This window comes from Hylemonella sp. GW821-FHT10B10, from assembly GCF_059415585.1.
Genome location: NZ_JBWKNN010000001.1, coordinates 1016728 through 1032417 on the forward strand (window position 1 = coordinate 1016728; position 15690 = coordinate 1032417).

General features: G+C 62.5%; 13 protein-coding genes. 8 read left to right on the plus strand and 5 right to left on the minus strand.

All coding sequences use genetic code 11. From position 1 onward, the window contains the following. Window positions 1-30: 30 nt before the first annotated feature. Together AC07NT_RS05015 and ppsR are read right to left on the minus strand one after the other, a co-directional pair. Window positions 31-2196, minus strand: a complete 2166-nt coding sequence (locus AC07NT_RS05015) for a TonB-dependent receptor (protein ID WP_498597532.1) — start codon at window positions 2194-2196, stop codon at window positions 31-33. 319 nt (window positions 2197-2515) lie between these two features. Then, entirely contained in the window at window positions 2516-3337 is an 822-nt protein-coding gene (gene ppsR / locus AC07NT_RS05020; RefSeq protein WP_498597531.1) for a posphoenolpyruvate synthetase regulatory kinase/phosphorylase PpsR, read from the minus strand. 214 nt (window positions 3338-3551) lie between these two features. Between ppsR and ppsA the strand changes: the two genes are divergently transcribed. The 7 genes from ppsA (at window position 3552) to dnaB (ending at window position 11422) form a co-directional block, all read left to right on the plus strand. After that, window positions 3552-5945: a phosphoenolpyruvate synthase gene (ppsA, locus tag AC07NT_RS05025; protein ID WP_498597530.1), complete on the plus strand. Its 2394-nt coding sequence runs from the start codon at window positions 3552-3554 to the stop codon at window positions 5943-5945. A gap of 43 nt (window positions 5946-5988) precedes the next feature. After that, complete coding sequence (locus AC07NT_RS05030; RefSeq protein ID WP_498597529.1) at window positions 5989-8325, plus strand: VC_2705 family sodium/solute symporter; 2337 nt, start codon at window positions 5989-5991, stop codon at window positions 8323-8325. Between the two features lie 67 nt (window positions 8326-8392). Beyond that, the gene (gene rpsF, locus AC07NT_RS05035; RefSeq protein ID WP_057675696.1) at window positions 8393-8758 is read left to right on the plus strand and encodes a 30S ribosomal protein S6; all 366 of its coding nucleotides are present in this window, start codon (window positions 8393-8395) and stop codon (window positions 8756-8758) included. Window positions 8759-8771: 13 nt separating this feature from the next. Beyond that, window positions 8772-9071 carry a primosomal replication protein N gene (gene priB, locus AC07NT_RS05040; RefSeq protein WP_498597528.1) on the plus strand — a complete coding sequence of 100 codons (300 nt, stop codon included), beginning with the start codon at window positions 8772-8774 and terminating at the stop codon, window positions 9069-9071. Between the two features lie 12 nt (window positions 9072-9083). Beyond that, window positions 9084-9365, plus strand: a complete 282-nt coding sequence (rpsR, locus tag AC07NT_RS05045; RefSeq protein WP_298420805.1) for a 30S ribosomal protein S18 — start codon at window positions 9084-9086, stop codon at window positions 9363-9365. A gap of 11 nt (window positions 9366-9376) precedes the next feature. Continuing rightward, complete coding sequence (rplI, locus tag AC07NT_RS05050) at window positions 9377-9829, plus strand: 50S ribosomal protein L9 (protein ID WP_498597527.1); 453 nt, start codon at window positions 9377-9379, stop codon at window positions 9827-9829. A gap of 180 nt (window positions 9830-10009) precedes the next feature. Continuing rightward, window positions 10010-11422 (plus strand): replicative DNA helicase, encoded by a 1413-nt coding sequence (dnaB, locus tag AC07NT_RS05055; RefSeq protein ID WP_498597526.1) that lies wholly within the window; start codon window positions 10010-10012, stop codon window positions 11420-11422. A 66-nt stretch (window positions 11423-11488) separates the two neighbouring features. Here the strand turns inward: dnaB and AC07NT_RS05060 are convergent, their stop codons facing one another. The 3 genes from AC07NT_RS05060 to AC07NT_RS05070 form a co-directional block, all read right to left on the minus strand. Continuing rightward, on the minus strand, window positions 11489-13171 hold the full coding sequence (locus AC07NT_RS05060) for a PhoH family protein (protein WP_498597525.1): 1683 nt from the start codon (window positions 13169-13171) through the stop codon (window positions 11489-11491). A gap of 182 nt (window positions 13172-13353) precedes the next feature. Then, window positions 13354-13845, minus strand: coding sequence for a peroxiredoxin (locus AC07NT_RS05065; RefSeq protein ID WP_498597524.1), 492 nt, complete (start codon window positions 13843-13845; stop codon window positions 13354-13356). A gap of 129 nt (window positions 13846-13974) precedes the next feature. Further along, window positions 13975-14349, minus strand: coding sequence for an Mth938-like domain-containing protein (locus AC07NT_RS05070; RefSeq protein ID WP_498597523.1), 375 nt, complete (start codon window positions 14347-14349; stop codon window positions 13975-13977). Between the two features lie 91 nt (window positions 14350-14440). On the opposite strand from AC07NT_RS05070, the gene AC07NT_RS05075 reads away from it, so the two are divergent. After that, on the plus strand, window positions 14441-15670 hold the full coding sequence (locus tag AC07NT_RS05075) for a pyridoxal phosphate-dependent aminotransferase (RefSeq protein ID WP_498597522.1): 1230 nt from the start codon (window positions 14441-14443) through the stop codon (window positions 15668-15670). Window positions 15671-15690: the final 20 nt, after the last annotated feature.

Sequence of the window (15690 nt, forward strand, 5' to 3'; positions counted from 1 at the left end):
GAGCCGGTGAGGCTCGGCAATTTCAGGGGACTAGAGTTTGGCCGATAGCGTGACCTGGATCAGGCGACCGGCGCCGGGGATGTAGTGGCCATCATAGAGCTGGTCGGCATAGAGCGTGTTTGCGACGTTGCTGACATTGCCCTTGACCGTGTAGCGCTCGTTGATCTTGTATTCGGCCATCAAGTCCAACGTGGCAAAGGCGGGCACTTTCCAGCCGGGGTTGCGCAGGGGGGTCTGCTCGCCGCGGAAGTTGATGCCAGCGCCGATGCGGGTCGGCTGGGCGACCTGGTAGGTGTTCCAGATCGTGCCGGAATAGATGGGTGTGAGTGAGGGGCGCTGACCTTGGCCCTCGGCGCCCTGGGCTCCGACGTCGATCATGGCGTCGGGCAGCCACATGAAGGAGCCGAAGACCTCCCATTTCGGCACGGGGCGGCCGCTTACGTCGGCCTCGAAACCCGAGACATGGCGCCGGCCCGAGAGCACGGCGATGTTGAGCAGCGGGTCGGTATTGCGCTCGTTGAACTTGACCGACTGGAAGACGCCCAGGCGGGTGGTGTAACGCTTGTCGGCCGAGTCCAGCTTGGCGCCCAATTCGAGGTTGTAGCTTTGTTCGGGAGGCGTATCGACGTTTTGTGCACTCAAAGAGTAGGCGTCACCAGAGGTGTTGAACGAAGAGCCGGCCGAGAAGTGGTATGAGTCCAGCGCATTGGGCTGGAACAACGCACCGATGCGCTGGCTCCAGCCGGCTACAGTCATCTGGTAGCTGGTGTAGGTTTCGGGGCCAGGCGCGGCATTGGGGATGGCGATCAGGTCATAGTTGCCGACCATATGGTCGTAGCGCATGCCGCCCAGCAGTTTCCACTGGGGTGCCACCTGGACTAGATCCTGCACATAAGCGCCCCAGCCGGCCGAGTCGAACTGGTTGGTCTTGCGCAGCACGCGCAGGCTTTCATTGACGGCGGCCCCCTCGTCCGGCGTGCCTACGGTGGTCGTGGTCTTGGTCAGGTCTACGCCGCCCTGGGCCGCGCTGCGCGCGCCATAGACACTGCGGTTTTCCAGGGCGAGGTCCACGCCGGTGACCAGTTCGTGCTTGAAGCCCAGGGCCTTGAACTTGGTGCTGTAGTCGCTCTGCGCGTGCAGATTGTTCATGTCCTGGATCTTGTTTTGTGTGCCACGGGTCAGTACCGTGTTGTCACTCAGCGTGTCCAGGCTGGCAGCCACGCCACCGGGTTGCGCCGCCGCCGCGGCGAAGCGCACCGTGCTGGCGCGCTGATCGCGAGTGTAGGCCCCCTTGCGTACCTGGCTCTTGAGTTCGGCGCCGTCATCGAAACGGTGCAGGTGCGAGAGCGTGAGGTGGCTGGCCTGCCCCTTGTTGTAGTCGCTGGCCATGCCGTAGTAGGTGCTTGGGTCAACCGGCATGGTTGTGGTGGCAGGTGAGTTGTTGGCAGCGCCGGCCGGCCGGATCCACGGCATGCCGTAGTTGATGCCGTTGTTGTTGGTCAGTTGATAGAGAGCGACCGAGTACTCGTCACGCTCGCCTATGCCCCAGCGGTAGGTGCCCGCGATGCCGTACTTGTCGATGCTGCTGCCAGCACCGTTGTTGTCGGCCTTGGTGTCCATGACGTTCAGGCGCAGGGCCGCACTGTCACCTGTCTTGATATTGAAATCTCCCACCGTGCGGCGGTAGTTGTAGCTGCCCACGGTGACGTCGACCTGGTTCTCGTCAATCAGCCGGGGGGCTTTGCTGACCTGATTGACGGCGCCGCCGGTGGAGCCACGGCCGAAGAGCATGGAGGCCGAGCCGCGCAGCACTTCAAGCCGGTCGTAGTTGAAGGTGTCGCGATCGTAGAAGGCCGGATCGCGCAAGCCGTCGAGGAAGATGTCGCCGGTCGTCGCCAGCGAGAAGCCGCGCAGGCGGATGTCTTCCTCACCGCCCTCGGCCGCCTGGAAGCTGATTCCGGCGGTGTTCTTCAGGGCCTCCTTCAGGGTGTCGAGGTTGCGGTCATCGATCAGTTTCTCCGTCACCACCGTCACCGACTGCGGGATGTCGCGCAGTTTCTGCCGGCCTTTGCCGATGCCGGTTTCGGTAGCGCGGTAGGCGTCCTTGCCCTCGGGGGCTTCGGCCTGTTCCTTGACAACCACGGTGCCCAGGGTCTTGCTGCCCTCGGCTTCGGTGGTCTGTGCCAGTGCGCTCATCGACCCGGCCAGCAGCATGGCGCCCAGGGGCAGCAATGCAGTGGATGTGCGGGGCTGGGCGAGGGGGGGGTGTTTAAGGCCAGATGGGGGAGCGTTCTTCTTGCTATGTTGCCGTTTGGACATGGTGGTAGCGCCTTGATTTGAAATTGACGATGGCTGGCTACTACCGTCTCGAACCTGAGGGCTCAGCGGCGTGGCTTGCTGTGAAGATTTACAAAATTATACACAAATACAAATCATTCGCATTAAGTTTATACAAAGGGGCGCAAAAAAACCGGCCAGTTCGTACGCTGGCCGGTGAGCGGAGGGGGGGGCTGGCTTAGTAGCTCAGGCGCTCGGGCCGGATCTCCTGCAGGATGGTGGTGGCTATCTCCTCGATGGACTTGGTCGTGGTGGACAGCCAGCGTATGCCGGCGCGCCGCATCATGGCCTCCGCCGCGGCCACCTCCATGCGGCAGTTTTCCAGTGCGGCGTACTTGGAATTGGGGCGGCGTTCGTTACGGATCTCGCTCAGGCGATCCGGGTTGATGGTCAGGCCGAAGATCTTGGCCTTGTGCGGTACCAGCGCTGGCGGCAGCTGCTGACGTTCGAAATCCTCGGGGATCAAGGGGTAGTTGGAGGCTTTCAAGCCGTACTGCATGGCCAGGTAGAGCGAGGTGGGTGTCTTGCCGCTGCGGCTCACGCCGACCAGGATCACGTCCGAACTTTCCAGATCCTTGTTGGACTGGCCGTCGTCATGTGCCAGCGAAAAGTTGATGGCCTCGATGCGGTCGTGATAAGCCTGGCTCTTGCTCACGTCGCTGAAGCGGCCGATGCGGTGGTTGGACTTGATGCCCAACTCGTCCTCCAGCGGGTTCACGAAGGTGCCGAACATGTCCAGCATCATGCCCTGGCAGCCCTCGTTGATGATCTGGTGCACTTCCTCGTTGGCCAGGGTGGTGAAGACGATGGGCTTTTTGCCCTCCACCTCGGCTGTGTGGTTGATCTGGCGCACTGCCTGGTGTGCCTTGTCCATGGTGTCAATGAAGGGCAGGCGCACATGGCGGAACTGGACTTCGAACTGGGCCAGGATGGCGTTGCCGAAAGTTTCGGCTGTGATGCCGGTGCCATCGGAAATGAAGAAAACAGTGCGGTTGGGCATGGTGGACAGGCTCTCGTCAGGAAATTGTTATCGAGTTACATGCAAAAACAGCATGGTTTCCGCTGGAGGGGAATAAAATCGCTGATTAACCCATAGATTCTTCCATGCCCCGCACCGCCCCACCAGAAAAAGAGCAAAGGCTGGCCGTTGGCATGGGCGCAAGCGGCATCGCGCCGACTTGTGCACCCCGGTTTTTAAACTCTGGAGCTCTCCCATGTCTGCACTTTTCAGCCCGACCGCCTTGGTCGTACCGTTTGAAAACCTGAGGATGACCGATGTCGAGGCGGTAGGCGGCAAGAACGCCAGCCTCGGCGAAATGATCTCGCAGCTGCCCCAGGGTGTGCGCGTGCCCACGGGCTTCGCGACCACGGCCCATGCCTTCCGCGAATTTCTGAAACACGGCGGCCTGGCCGACCGTATCAACGCCAAGCTCGAAGCCCTGGACACCGAGGACGTGCGTGCACTGGCCACGGTGGGTGCCGAAATCCGCGCCATGGTCGAGGCCCAGCCTTTCCCGGCCGATCTGGAAAAGGCCATTCGCGAGGACTACGCCAAGCTGTCTGCCGGCAATGCCCAGGCCACCTTTGCGGTGCGCTCCTCCGCCACCGCCGAAGATCTGCCTGACGCCTCCTTTGCCGGTCAGCAGGAGACCTTCCTCAACGTGCACGGCATCGAGGAAGTGCTGCACAAGATGAAGGAGGTCTTCGCCTCCCTCTACAACGACCGCGCCATCAGCTACCGCGTGCACAAGGGGTTTGCCCATGCCGACGTGGCGCTTTCCGCCGGCGTGCAGCGCATGGTGCGCTCCGACCTGGGTGCGGCTGGCGTGATGTTCACCATCGACACCGAATCCGGCTTTGAGGACGTGGTCTTCATCACCTCCAGCTACGGCCTGGGCGAGACGGTGGTGCAGGGCGCGGTGAACCCTGACGAGTTCTATGTGCACAAGCCCATGCTCAAGGCCGGCAAGCGCGCCGTGGTGCGCCGCAACCTGGGCTCCAAGCTGATCCAGATGGTCTTCTCCACGCCCGAGGAGAAAAAAGCCGGCGGCAAGCTGGTCAAGACCGTTGATGTGCCCACCGAGCAGCGCAATCGCTATTCGCTCAGCGACGCCGATGTCGAGCAGCTCGCCAAATATGCGCTCGTGATCGAGCAGCACTACGGTCGCCCCATGGACATCGAATGGGGCAAGGACGGCACCGACGGCCTGCTCTACATCCTGCAGGCCCGCCCCGAGACCGTGAAGAGTCAGGCCGCCGGCGCCGCCGAGATGCGCTACAAGCTCAAGGGCCAGAGCGCCGTGCTGGCCGAAGGCCGTGCCATCGGCCAGAAGATCGGTACCGGCCCCGTGCGCCTGGTGCACAACATCAGCGAGATGGACAAGGTCCAGCCTGGCGACGTGCTGGTCACCGACATGACCGATCCGAACTGGGAGCCGGTGATGAAGCGCGCCAGCGCCATCGTGACCAACCGCGGTGGTCGTACCTGCCACGCGGCCATCATCGCGCGCGAACTGGGCATCCCGGCCGTGGTGGGTTGCGGTGATGCCACCGAGAAGCTCAAGGACGGCACCTTGGTGACGGTCAGCTGCGCCGAAGGCGACACCGGCCACATCTACGACGGCCTGCTCGAGATGGAGGTGACCGAGGTCCAGCGCGGCACCATGCCCAAGATCGACGTCAAGATCACGATGAACATCGGCAACCCGCAGCTGGCCTTCGACTTCGCCCAGCTGCCCAACGAGGGCGTGGGCCTGGCGCGCCTGGAGTTCATCATCAACAACAACATCGGCGTGCACCCGAAGGCCATCCTGGAGTACCCGAACATCGACGCCGACCTGAAGAAGGCGGTGGAGTCCGTGGCGCGTGGCCACGCCTCGCCGCGCGCCTTCTATGTGGACAAGGTCGCCGAAGGCGTGGCCACCATCGCCGCGGCCTTCTGGCCCAAGCCAGTGATCGTGCGGCTGTCCGACTTCAAGAGCAACGAGTACCGCAAGCTGATCGGTGGCAGCCGCTACGAGCCCGAGGAAGAGAACCCCATGCTGGGTTTCCGCGGCGCAGCGCGCTACCTGAGCGTCGACTTTGCTGGCGCCTTCGCCATGGAGTGCGAGGCGATGAAGCGCGTGCGCGAAGAGATGGGCCTGACCAACGTCGAGCTCATGGTGCCCTTCGTGCGTACCTTGGGCCAGGCCAAGAAGGTCATCGACCTGCTGGGCAAGCACGGCCTCAAGCGCGGCGAAAACGGTCTGAAGATCGTGATGATGTGTGAGGTGCCGAGCAACGCCATCCTGGCCGACGAGTTCCTTGAGTACTTCGATGGTTTCTCCATCGGCTCCAACGACCTGACCCAGCTCACCCTGGGCCTGGACCGCGACTCCGGCATGGAGCTGCTGGCCGCCGATTTCGACGAACGCGACCCCGCCGTGGAGGCCATGGTGGCGCGCGCCATCGCGGCCTGCCGCAAGCAGGGCAAGTACGTGGGCATCTGCGGCCAGGGTCCCAGCGACCACCCTGACTTCGCCAAGTGGCTGGTGGAGCAGGGCATCACCTCGCTCTCGCTGAACCCGGACTCGGTGGTTGAGACCTGGCAGAAACTGGCCGGCAAGTGAGATTCGGCATGGTGACCGGCATCAATGAGCTGATGACTGCACCATGCTGAACAGGATGCCGAACGAGGCGGGAACGCGGCGGCCGTGGTGGCCATCCCTGCGCAGCACGCTGTTGCTGCTCTGGTTCCTGACTTCCTTCGGCATCCTTTTTTTTGCGCGCGACCTGCAGCAGGTCGTGTTCGGCTGGCCCCTGAGCTACTGGTTTGCAGCCCAGGGTGCGGTGATGGTTTTTGTCGTGATCACCGCCGTCTTTGCAAAGCTGACAAACCGGCGTGACAGCCCTGGCCTGCCGTCCATGGATGCGCAAGCCTACGCAGCCTACAAAAAGCGCCTGCATCGCCTCTTCGCGATCTATGTGCTGGGCCTGCTGGTGTTCCTGGGCCTGCTGTCCCTCGCCGAATTCTGGGGCTTGTCCCGCAGCTGGGTTGGCGCGGTCTTCCTGTTCGTGACGGTGGCCTTGTACGCCGGTATCGGCATCTACAGCCGCACCACAGTGGCTTCAGAGTACTACGTGGCCGGGCGCAGGATCCCGGCGGTCTACAACGGCATGGCCACGGCAGCCGACTGGATGAGCGCGGCCTCTTTCATCAGTCTGGCCGGCGGTCTGTACCTGCAGGGTTTTTCGGGGACCGAAACGCAGCCGGGTGGCCTGGCCTATGTGCTGGGCTGGACCGGTGGCTTCTGTTTAGTGGCCCTGCTGGTCGCTCCCTATTTGCGGGAGCGTGGACTTTATACGATCCCGGACTTTTTCGAGCAGCGTTTTGGCGGGGCCTGGCCGCGGCGCATCGCTGCACTGGCTGCTGTGCTGTGCTCCTTCACCTATGTCGTGGCACAGATCTACGGCGTGGGTCTGATCACCTCGCGCCTGACCGGGGTGCACTTCGAGATCGGCATCATGCTGGGGCTGGGCGGGGTGCTTGTGTGTTCCTTTCTGGGAGGCATGCGGGCCGTGACCTGGACCCAGGTGACCCAGTATGTGGTCCTCATCCTGGCCTTTCTGATCCCGGTGTCCTGGCTGGCCTACAAGCAGCTAGGCAATCCCCTGGCCCCTCTGGTGTACCAGCAGCAGCTGGAGAAGATTTCTGCCATGGAGCAGGAGCTGATCGATTCGCCGGCCGAGCAGGAGGTTATCCAGGAATACCTGCGCCGGGCGCAGGAATACGAGCGCAAATTGCGCAATGTCGATGCCGCATTGCAGGCCGATCGAGCCCTGCTCAAGGAACAGTTGCAGCTTCTGATCGACTCGCGTGCCGACCACGATTCCATCACGGCCGTACGGCGCGAACTGGCCCTGCTGCCCAAAGATGCGCAGGTTGCCCGTGATGTGTGGACCCGTGCCATGCAGGACAACCTGGGCCGGGCCAAACCACTGGCGGGTATGCCGCCGCATGCGCGTCCCTTTGCCGGCGATCCTGAAGGCACGGCCCAGGAGCGTGAGGTCTTTGACAGCTCGCGTCTCAACTTCCTGGCGCTGATGTTCTGCCTCATGGTGGGAACCGCCGGCATGCCGCACCTGCTGACCCGTTACTACACCACACCATCGGTGGCTGAGACCCGCAGCTCCGTGGGCTGGTCCCTGTTCTTCATTTCGCTGCTGTACGTGGCAGCGCCGGCCCTGGCCGTGCTGGTCAAGTTCGAGGTCATGAGCGAGCTGGTAGGGCAGAACTTCGACGCCCTGCCAGCCTGGATCGTCCAGTGGGCCCGGGTTGACAGCTCTCTGCTGTCGATCAACGACATCAATCACGACAACCGGCTGCAGTTCTCCGAACTCAAGCTGGGCGCGGATATCGTGATGCTGGCGACACCGGAGATCGGTGGTCTGCCCTATGTGATTTCGGGCCTGGTGGCGGCCGGTGGCCTGGCTGCAGCCTTGTCCACGGCCGACGGATTGTTGCTGACCATAGGCAATGCCCTTTCGCATGACCTGTACCGTAACAAGGCGGGCAAGGACGCCAAGGTCAGCGAAATGCGCCGCGTGATGATGTCCAAGTTCACCCTGCTGGTCGTGGCCCTGGTGGCGGCTTATGTCGCCGCACTCAAGCCGGGCGACATTCTTTTCCTGGTGTCGGCTTCTTTCTCGCTGGCAGGCAGCGCCTTTGTACCCGTCATGGTGCTGGGCATCTTCTGGCGCCGGACCTCACGTCTGGCGGCCGTGGCCGGCATGCTGTCCGGGGTGGGGGTCACGGGTTACTACATGCTGATCAATTCGCCGCCCGTCCAGGCGGCTTTCGGGTTGGGCGGCAACAGCCTGTGGTTTGGCATCCAGCCCATCTCCGCTGGAGTTTTTGGCATTGCGGCGGGGGTCCTGATCACCGTCCTGCTCAGTCTGCTGTTCCGGTCCGGCCAGCTGACTACCGATCCGGGTGCAAATCAGCTATAATGCTCGGTTCCCACCTTGCTGCACCCCAGTCGACGCCGGGGGCGGCTTCCATCCACAAGGAGTATCAATGCGTCATTACGAAATCATCCTCATGATCCACCCGGATCAGAGCGAGCAGGTTCCCGCCATGCTCGAGCGCTACAAGGGCATGATCACCACCGGCGGTGGCAAGATCCACCGCGTTGAAGACTGGGGCCGTCGTCAGATGGTCTACATGATCAACAAGCTGGCCAAGGCCCACTACCTGTGCCTGAACATCGAGGCCGACCAGGCTGTGATGGCTGAACTGGAGCATGCCTTCAAGTTCAACGATGCCGTGCTGCGTCACCTGACGGTTCTGAAGAAGAAGGCCGATACCGGCCCGTCTTCCATGATGAAGACCGTCGAGCGTGAAGACGCCCGCAAGGCCCAGCAGGCTGAATTCCAGGCCTGATCGTTAGCGAGGAGTGAACCCCGGCGCCAACCAGCTGGACCTGAATGCTTCGATCGCAGAGCTGAGTGCCATGCGATACACCCCGGCCGGCGTGCCGGCCCTGGATCTGAGACTCGAACACGAGTCGGTGCGCCAGGAAGCAGGACAGGAACGGCAGGTGAAGGCCAGCGCCAAGGCAGTTGCCTTTGGTGCTCTGGCCGAGCGGCTTGCGAAGCAGGCTGTAGGCAGCAGCTGGAGGTTCCAAGGCTTTGTCGCCACTCCCCGCAACGGCAAGAACCTGGTATTTCACATCCAAGATTTCAGTCAAGATTAAACAGGAGGCCCCATGGCCACGTTCAAGAAATTCAACAAAGACAAGCGCCCGAAGCGCAACACCCAGTCGCTGCTGTTCAAGCGCAAGCGCTTCTGCCGCTTCACCGTCGCCGGCGTCGAGGAAATCGACTACAAGGACATCGACACGCTGCGTGACTTTGTCGCTGAAAACGGCAAGATCATCCCGGCTCGCCTGACCGGCACCCGCGCGATCTACCAGCGCCAGCTCAACACCGCTATCAAGCGCGCGCGTTTCCTCGCGCTGCTGCCTTACAGCGACCAGCACAAGATCTAAGGAGCCCGACCATGCAAATCATTCTGCTCGACAAGGTCGTGAACCTCGGCAACCTCGGTGAGATCGTCAAGGTCAAGGACGGCTACGCCCGTAACTTCCTGATCCCCTCGGGCCGCGCCCGCCGCGCCACCGAAGCCGCCAAGAAGGACTTCGAAGCCCGCCGCGCCGAACTGGAGAAGGCCGCTGCTGCCAAGCTGGCCGAATCCCAGGCTCTGGGCGAGAAGCTGGCCGGTACCACCATCAAGCTGACCCAGAAGGCCGGCGTGGACGGTCGCCTGTTCGGTTCTGTCACCAACTTCGATATCGCCGAAGAGCTGGTCAAGACCGGTTACCAGGTGAGCAAGGCCCAGGTGCGCATGCCCAACGGCCCGATCAAGATGGTGGGCGACAGCGCGGTCAGCGTGGCCCTGCACACCGACGTGGTCGTCGAGATCAACGTCTCGGTGTACGGCGAAACCGCCTGATCCAGCTGATCTCCTGAAAGCCGCCGGGCCCTGGCCCAGGCGGCTTTTTCTTTGGGTCAGCGACTTATCCTTGCAAGTGCACAGCCTGCCCACAGTTATTCAGTAGGTTGTCCACAGCATTTCACTCGACGCTGGGCGCGCCCCGTCGTAGGATAGAAAACCACAAGGAACACATACCGAATGTCAGCTGTTTTGACCGCCGTAGATGAGGGCTACAGCCCCGATCGCCAGATCGCGCAGCTGCGCGTCCCCCCGCACTCCATCGAGGCAGAATCCAGCGTGCTGGGCGGCCTGTTGCTCGACAACGCCGCCTGGGACCGTGTCAACGACCTGCTGGGCGACGGCGACTTCTACCGCTACGAACACCGCCTGATCTACGGCGCCATGGCTGCACTGATCAATGCCACCCGCCCGGCTGACGTGATCACTGTTTTCGAGCACCTGCAAAGCCAGGGCAAGGCCGAAGAAACCGGTGGCCTGGCCTATCTGAACGCGCTGGCTCAGTACGTGCCCAGCGCCGGCAATATCCGTCGTTACGCCGAGATCGTGCGTGAGCGCGCCATCCTGCGCAAACTGGTGGCCGCCAGCGACGAGATCGCCACCAACGCCTTCAATCCGCAGGGCCGGCCAGTGGCGCAGATCCTGGACGAGTCCGAGCAGAAGATCTTCAATATCGGCGAAGAAGGCTCGCGCATGAAGCGCGGTTTCCAGGCCATGGACACCCTGGTGGTGGACCTGCTGGACCGCGTGCAGGAGATGGCGGACAACCCGAATGACATCACGGGTGTGCCCACCGGCTTCTACGACCTGGACCGCATGACCTCCGGCCTGCAGCCGGGTGACATGATCGTGCTGGCCGCACGCCCTTCCATGGGCAAGACGGCTTTTGCCATCAACATCGCCGAGCACGTGGCGCTCAATGAACAGCTGCCCGTGGCGGTGTTCTCCATGGAAATGGGCGCGGCCCAGCTGGCGGTGCGTATCGTCGGTTCCATCGGCCGCATCGACCAGGGCCATTTGCGTACCGGCAAGTTGACGGACGAGGAGTGGCCGCGCCTGACCGAGGCCATCGAGAAGCTGCGCAATATTTCTTTGCACATCGACGAGACCGCCGGTCTGACGGCCAGCGAACTGCGCGCCAACGCGCGCCGCCTGGCCCGCCAGTGCGGTGGCAAGCTCGGCCTCATCGTGGTGGACTACCTTCAGCTCATGAGTGGCTCGTCCGGCAACGACGAAAACCGCGCCACCGAACTGGGCGAAATCTCGCGCGGCATGAAGATGCTGGCCAAGGAACTGGGCTGCCCCCTGATCGCACTTTCGCAGCTCAACCGCAGCGTGGAAACCCGCCCCGACAAGCGCCCCATGATGAGCGACCTGCGCGAATCCGGCGCGATCGAGCAGGACGCGGACATCATCATGTTCATCTACCGCGACGAGTACTACACCAAGGACGCCTGCAAGGAACCGGGCGTGGCCGAGATCATCATCGCCAAGCAGCGTAACGGCCCGACGGGCGTGGTCAAACTGGCCTTCCTCAAGAACCTGACACGTTTCGAAAGCCTGGCTGGGGGCTACGGCAACGGCGATTTCTGAGCCGTCGCGACAATGAAAAAAGGGGCCCGAGGGCCCCTTTTTCAATGGGTCATTGACCCGTGAGCTTCAGAGCACCTCGCTGGCGAAGTCTGCCAAGCGCGAGCGTTCGCCGCGCGCCAGCGTGATGTGGCCGCCGTGCGGCCAACCCTTGAATTTGTCAACCGCGAAGGTCAGGCCTGAGGAACCCTCGGTCAGGTAGGGCGTGTCGATCTGCGCCAGGTTGCCCATACAGATGATCTTGGTGCCGGGGCCGGCCCGTGTGATCAGTGTCTTCATCTGCTTGGGCGTCAGGTTTTGCGCCTCGTCGATGATCACGTACTTGCTCATGAAGGTGCGCCCGCGCATGAAGTTCATGCTCTTGATCTTGATGCGGCTGCGGATCAGTTCGCTGGTGGCCGCACGGCCCCATTCGCCGGCACCGGTGTCGGTCTTGGAGAGCACTTCCAGGTTGTCGTCGAGTGCGCCCATCCAGGGGCCCATCTTCTCCTCTTCGGTGCCGGGTAGGAAACCGATATCCTCGCCCACACTCACCGTGGCGCGGGTCACGATGATCTCGGTGTAGCGCCGGTCGTCCAGCACCTGGGTCAGGCCCGCAGCCAAGGCCATCAGGGTCTTGCCGGTGCCAGCCGTACCGGTCAGGGTGACGAAGTCCACCTCCGGGTCCATCAGCAGGTTCATGGCGAAATTCTGCTCACGGTTGCGGGTGGCGATGCCCCAGACGGCGTGCTTGAGGTGGGTGTAGTCCTTGAGGGTCTTGAGCACGGCACTCTTGCCGCGGATCTCGGTGACACGCGCGTAGAAGTTGGGTTCGCCCGGCGCTTCGAAGTAGACGAACTGGTTGATCATCAGGCTGGGTACCACGGGCCCGGTGATGCGGTAGAAGGTGTGCGGGCCCTGCTGCCAGCTCTCCACGCTCTGGCCCTCGGTGGTCCAGAAGTCGCTGGGTAGCGCCAGCGAACCGGAATAGAGCAGGTCGCCATCTTCCAGCGTCTTGTCGTTCTGGTAGTCGTCGGTGGCCAGGCTCAGTGCGCGGGCCTTGACGCGCATATTGATGTCCTTGGACACCAGCACCACCTCGCGCGGGGCGTACTGCACGCGCAGTGCCTCCACCACACCCAGGATCTGGTTGTCGGCCTTGCCCTGGGGCAGGCTGGTGGGTAGCTTGTAGTCCAGCGGCTGGGTCTGGAAGAAGAGCTTGCCACCGGCCTCACGGTGGCCCGTGGTGTCGAGCTTGAGCCCCGTGGCGATATCGGCGCCCTGGGCCCCTGCCAGCGCGTCCAGCGTGCGACTGGTCTGGCGGGCATTGCGTGCCACTTCGGTCATGCCCTTCTTGTGGCCGTCGAGCTCCTCCAGCACGATCATCGGCAGGAAGATGTCGTGTTCCTCGAAACGGAACAGGCACATGGGATCGTGCAGCAGCACATTGGTGTCGAGCACAAAGAGCTTGCTCGGGCCTGTGGGCGTGGTCCGTTTGGGTCGGGCCTTGGTCTGTGGCCGGTCGGACACCGCTGCCGGGCGGGCCGGCTGGCGCAGGCTGACCACGGGTGCGACCGGCGGGGCCAGGGCTTCCACCCCCAGGCCACCACCGTGTTCGAACATATCGCGGGCTTGTGCTTTGTCTGCAGGTTCCGGGCCATCGAAGGAGGCCGATGTCTTGCGACCGCTGCGTGGTTTGCCACGGGCCGGAGCTTCGAAGGCTTCAGGAGAGAGGAGGGCAGCGCGTTTGGTGGGGGCGGGGGGCAGGGGCATGTGGGTAGGTGCTGGAGGGGAGTGGGACAAATGCCGTGCGGAAAACAAAAAAGCCGCCCGGTAAACCTGGGCGGCTTTGTGTGGCGGAAGCGGTTGCAAACCTCAACGGCATGAATTCATTATGCATGAGCCGTCTGAAAGTAAACCCTGCTGTTGCTCAAAAGCATCAGCAGGACCGGAGCTCAGGCGGTTGCTGCTGCCGCGGCCTTTTTCAGTGCCTTGACGGCCTTGAGGACTTCGTCCACATGGCCGGGAACCTTGAGGCCGCGCCATTCCTGTTTGAGGATGCCATCAGCGCCGATCAGGAAGGTGCTGCGCTCGATGCCCTTGACCTTCTTGCCGTACATGATCTTGTTCTTGACCACGCCGAACATGTGGCACATCTTCTCTTCGGTGTCGGCAATCAGTTCGAAAGGCAGCTCCAGCTTGGACTTGAACTCGTCATGCGACTTCATGTTGTCGCGCGAGACGCCGAAGACGAGGGCGCCGGCCTTCACGAAATCCTTGTACTTGTCACGGAACTGCATGGCTTCCGTGGTGCAGCCAGGCGTGTTGTCCTTGGGGTAGAAGTACAGGACCAGCGTCTGTCCGAGATGGGTGGTGTTGGAAACCTTGATGCCACTGGTGGCATTGGCTTCGAATTCCGGAATGGGTTTGTTGACAACAATCGCCATATGACTCAAATCTTGTGTGACAGCAGCTGTCGTGTAGGGGTCGGGATGCTGGCCGTGACAGCGGGGCGTCGAGCCCGACTCAAGCTGGCAATTTTACCCTGAAAACCATGCCCTTGGAACTGTGACGGGCTAAGGAGTTTCCAGCAGTAGTGCCGCCACCACATGCCGGCCTTCGCCGGCCAGGATGTTGTAGGTGCGGCAGGCGGCTGCGGTGTCCATGGTTTCCAGGCCGATGCCCAGCGCTACCAGGGCCTGCAGCCATTCGGGGCGGGGGAAACGCAGGCGCGTGCCGCTACCGAAGAGCACCAGCTCCGGGCGCAGCTCGGCCAGGGGGGCGAAGTGCATGGGGGCGAGATCTTCGTAGCGGGCGCAGTCCCAGACCTGGCGTTCGCCACGCGAACCCAGCACAAGGCTGGTGCTGAATTTTTCAGCATCGACGGCGATCCAGCCGGGGCCGTAGCCGTTGATGGTCTGGACTGTGGGTCTATCAGGCTGGAGTTTCATGAAAGGACTTGGTTCTGTGGTCAAATTATAGGTTTCGCCTCGCAACAAGGATGGCCTTTTGCACGCCATCCTGCCGTACCCCGGAGGGATTTTGAAAACCATACGCAAATCGGACAAGCTGGCCAACGTCTGCTACGACATCCGCGGCCCCATCATGGAGCGCGCCAAGCAGATGGAGGAGGAGGGCCACAGCATCATCAAGCTCAACATCGGCAATCTGGCCGTGTTCGGCTTCGATTCGCCCGAAGAGATCCGTCAGGACATGATCCGCAACCTGCCGAATGCGGCAGCGTATTCCGACAGCAAGGGCATCTTTGTCGCGCGCAAGGCGGTGATGCAGTACACCCAGGAGCAGGGCATCAAAGGCGTGTCGCTGGACGACATCTACCTGGGCAATGGCGCCAGCGAACTGATTGTCATGGCCACCAATGGCCTGCTCAATGACGGCGACGAGATGCTGCTGCCGGCACCCGACTATCCCCTGTGGACGGCTGCGGTCAGCCTGTCGGGCGGTACGCCCGTGCACTATCTGTGCGACGAGGCCAACGGCTGGATGCCCAATCTCGCCGACATTCGCGCCAAGATCACGCCGCGCACCAAGGGCATCGTGGTCATCAACCCGAACAACCCGACCGGGGCGCTGTACTCCGACGAACTGCTCAAGGGCATCATCGAGATCGCCCGCGAGCACAACCTGGTCATCATGGCCGACGAGGTCTACGACAAGGTGCTGTACGACGGCGTCAAGCACACTGCGCTGGGCAGCCTGTCGGACGATGTGCTCACGCTGACCTTCAACTCCCTGTCCAAGAGCTACCGCTCCTGCGGCTACCGTGCGGGCTGGCTGGTGGTGTCTGGCGACAAGAAGTCTGCCAAAGACTACATCGAGGGGCTCAATATGCTGTCCTCGATGCGCCTGTGTGCCAACGTGCCGGGGCAGTCCGCCATCCAGACCGCGCTGGGCGGTTACCAGACCATCAACGACCTGGTGCACGAAGGCGGCCGCCTGCGCCGCCAGCGCGACATCGCCTACGAGCTGATCACCGCCATTCCCGGCGTCTCCTGCGTCAAACCGCAGGCCGCCTTGTACATGTTTCCCAGGCTCGACCCCAAGGTCTACCCGATCGAGGACGACAAGCAGTTCATCCTGGAACTGCTGGAGGAGACGCGCGTGTTGCTGGTGCAGGGTTCGGGCTTCAATTACCCGGACAACCAGCATTTCCGCATCGTCTTCCTGCCGCACGAGGACGATCTGCGCGAGGCCATAGCCCGTGTTGCCAGGTTCCTTGAAAGTTACCGCAAGCGCCTCGCGCACGCCTGAAGTTATGAATGAGAGGCCCA

Coding starts and splice junctions, on each gene's coding strand:
- AC07NT_RS05015 (WP_498597532.1), bottom strand. CDS start 2,196: ATGAGCGCACTGGCACAGACCACCGAAGCCGAGGGCAGCAAGACCCTG.
- ppsR (WP_498597531.1), bottom strand. CDS start 3,337: ATGCCCAACCGCACTGTTTTCTTCATTTCCGATGGCACCGGCATCACA.
- ppsA (WP_498597530.1), top strand. CDS start 3,552: ATGTCTGCACTTTTCAGCCCGACCGCCTTGGTCGTACCGTTTGAAAAC.
- AC07NT_RS05030 (WP_498597529.1), top strand. CDS start 5,989: ATGCTGAACAGGATGCCGAACGAGGCGGGAACGCGGCGGCCGTGGTGG.
- rpsF (WP_057675696.1), top strand. CDS start 8,393: ATGCGTCATTACGAAATCATCCTCATGATCCACCCGGATCAGAGCGAG.
- rpsR (WP_298420805.1), top strand. CDS start 9,084: ATGGCCACGTTCAAGAAATTCAACAAAGACAAGCGCCCGAAGCGCAAC.
- rplI (WP_498597527.1), top strand. CDS start 9,377: ATGCAAATCATTCTGCTCGACAAGGTCGTGAACCTCGGCAACCTCGGT.
- dnaB (WP_498597526.1), top strand. CDS start 10,010: ATGTCAGCTGTTTTGACCGCCGTAGATGAGGGCTACAGCCCCGATCGC.
- AC07NT_RS05060 (WP_498597525.1), bottom strand. CDS start 13,171: ATGCCCCTGCCCCCCGCCCCCACCAAACGCGCTGCCCTCCTCTCTCCT.
- AC07NT_RS05065 (WP_498597524.1), bottom strand. CDS start 13,845: ATGGCGATTGTTGTCAACAAACCCATTCCGGAATTCGAAGCCAATGCC.
- AC07NT_RS05070 (WP_498597523.1), bottom strand. CDS start 14,349: ATGAAACTCCAGCCTGATAGACCCACAGTCCAGACCATCAACGGCTAC.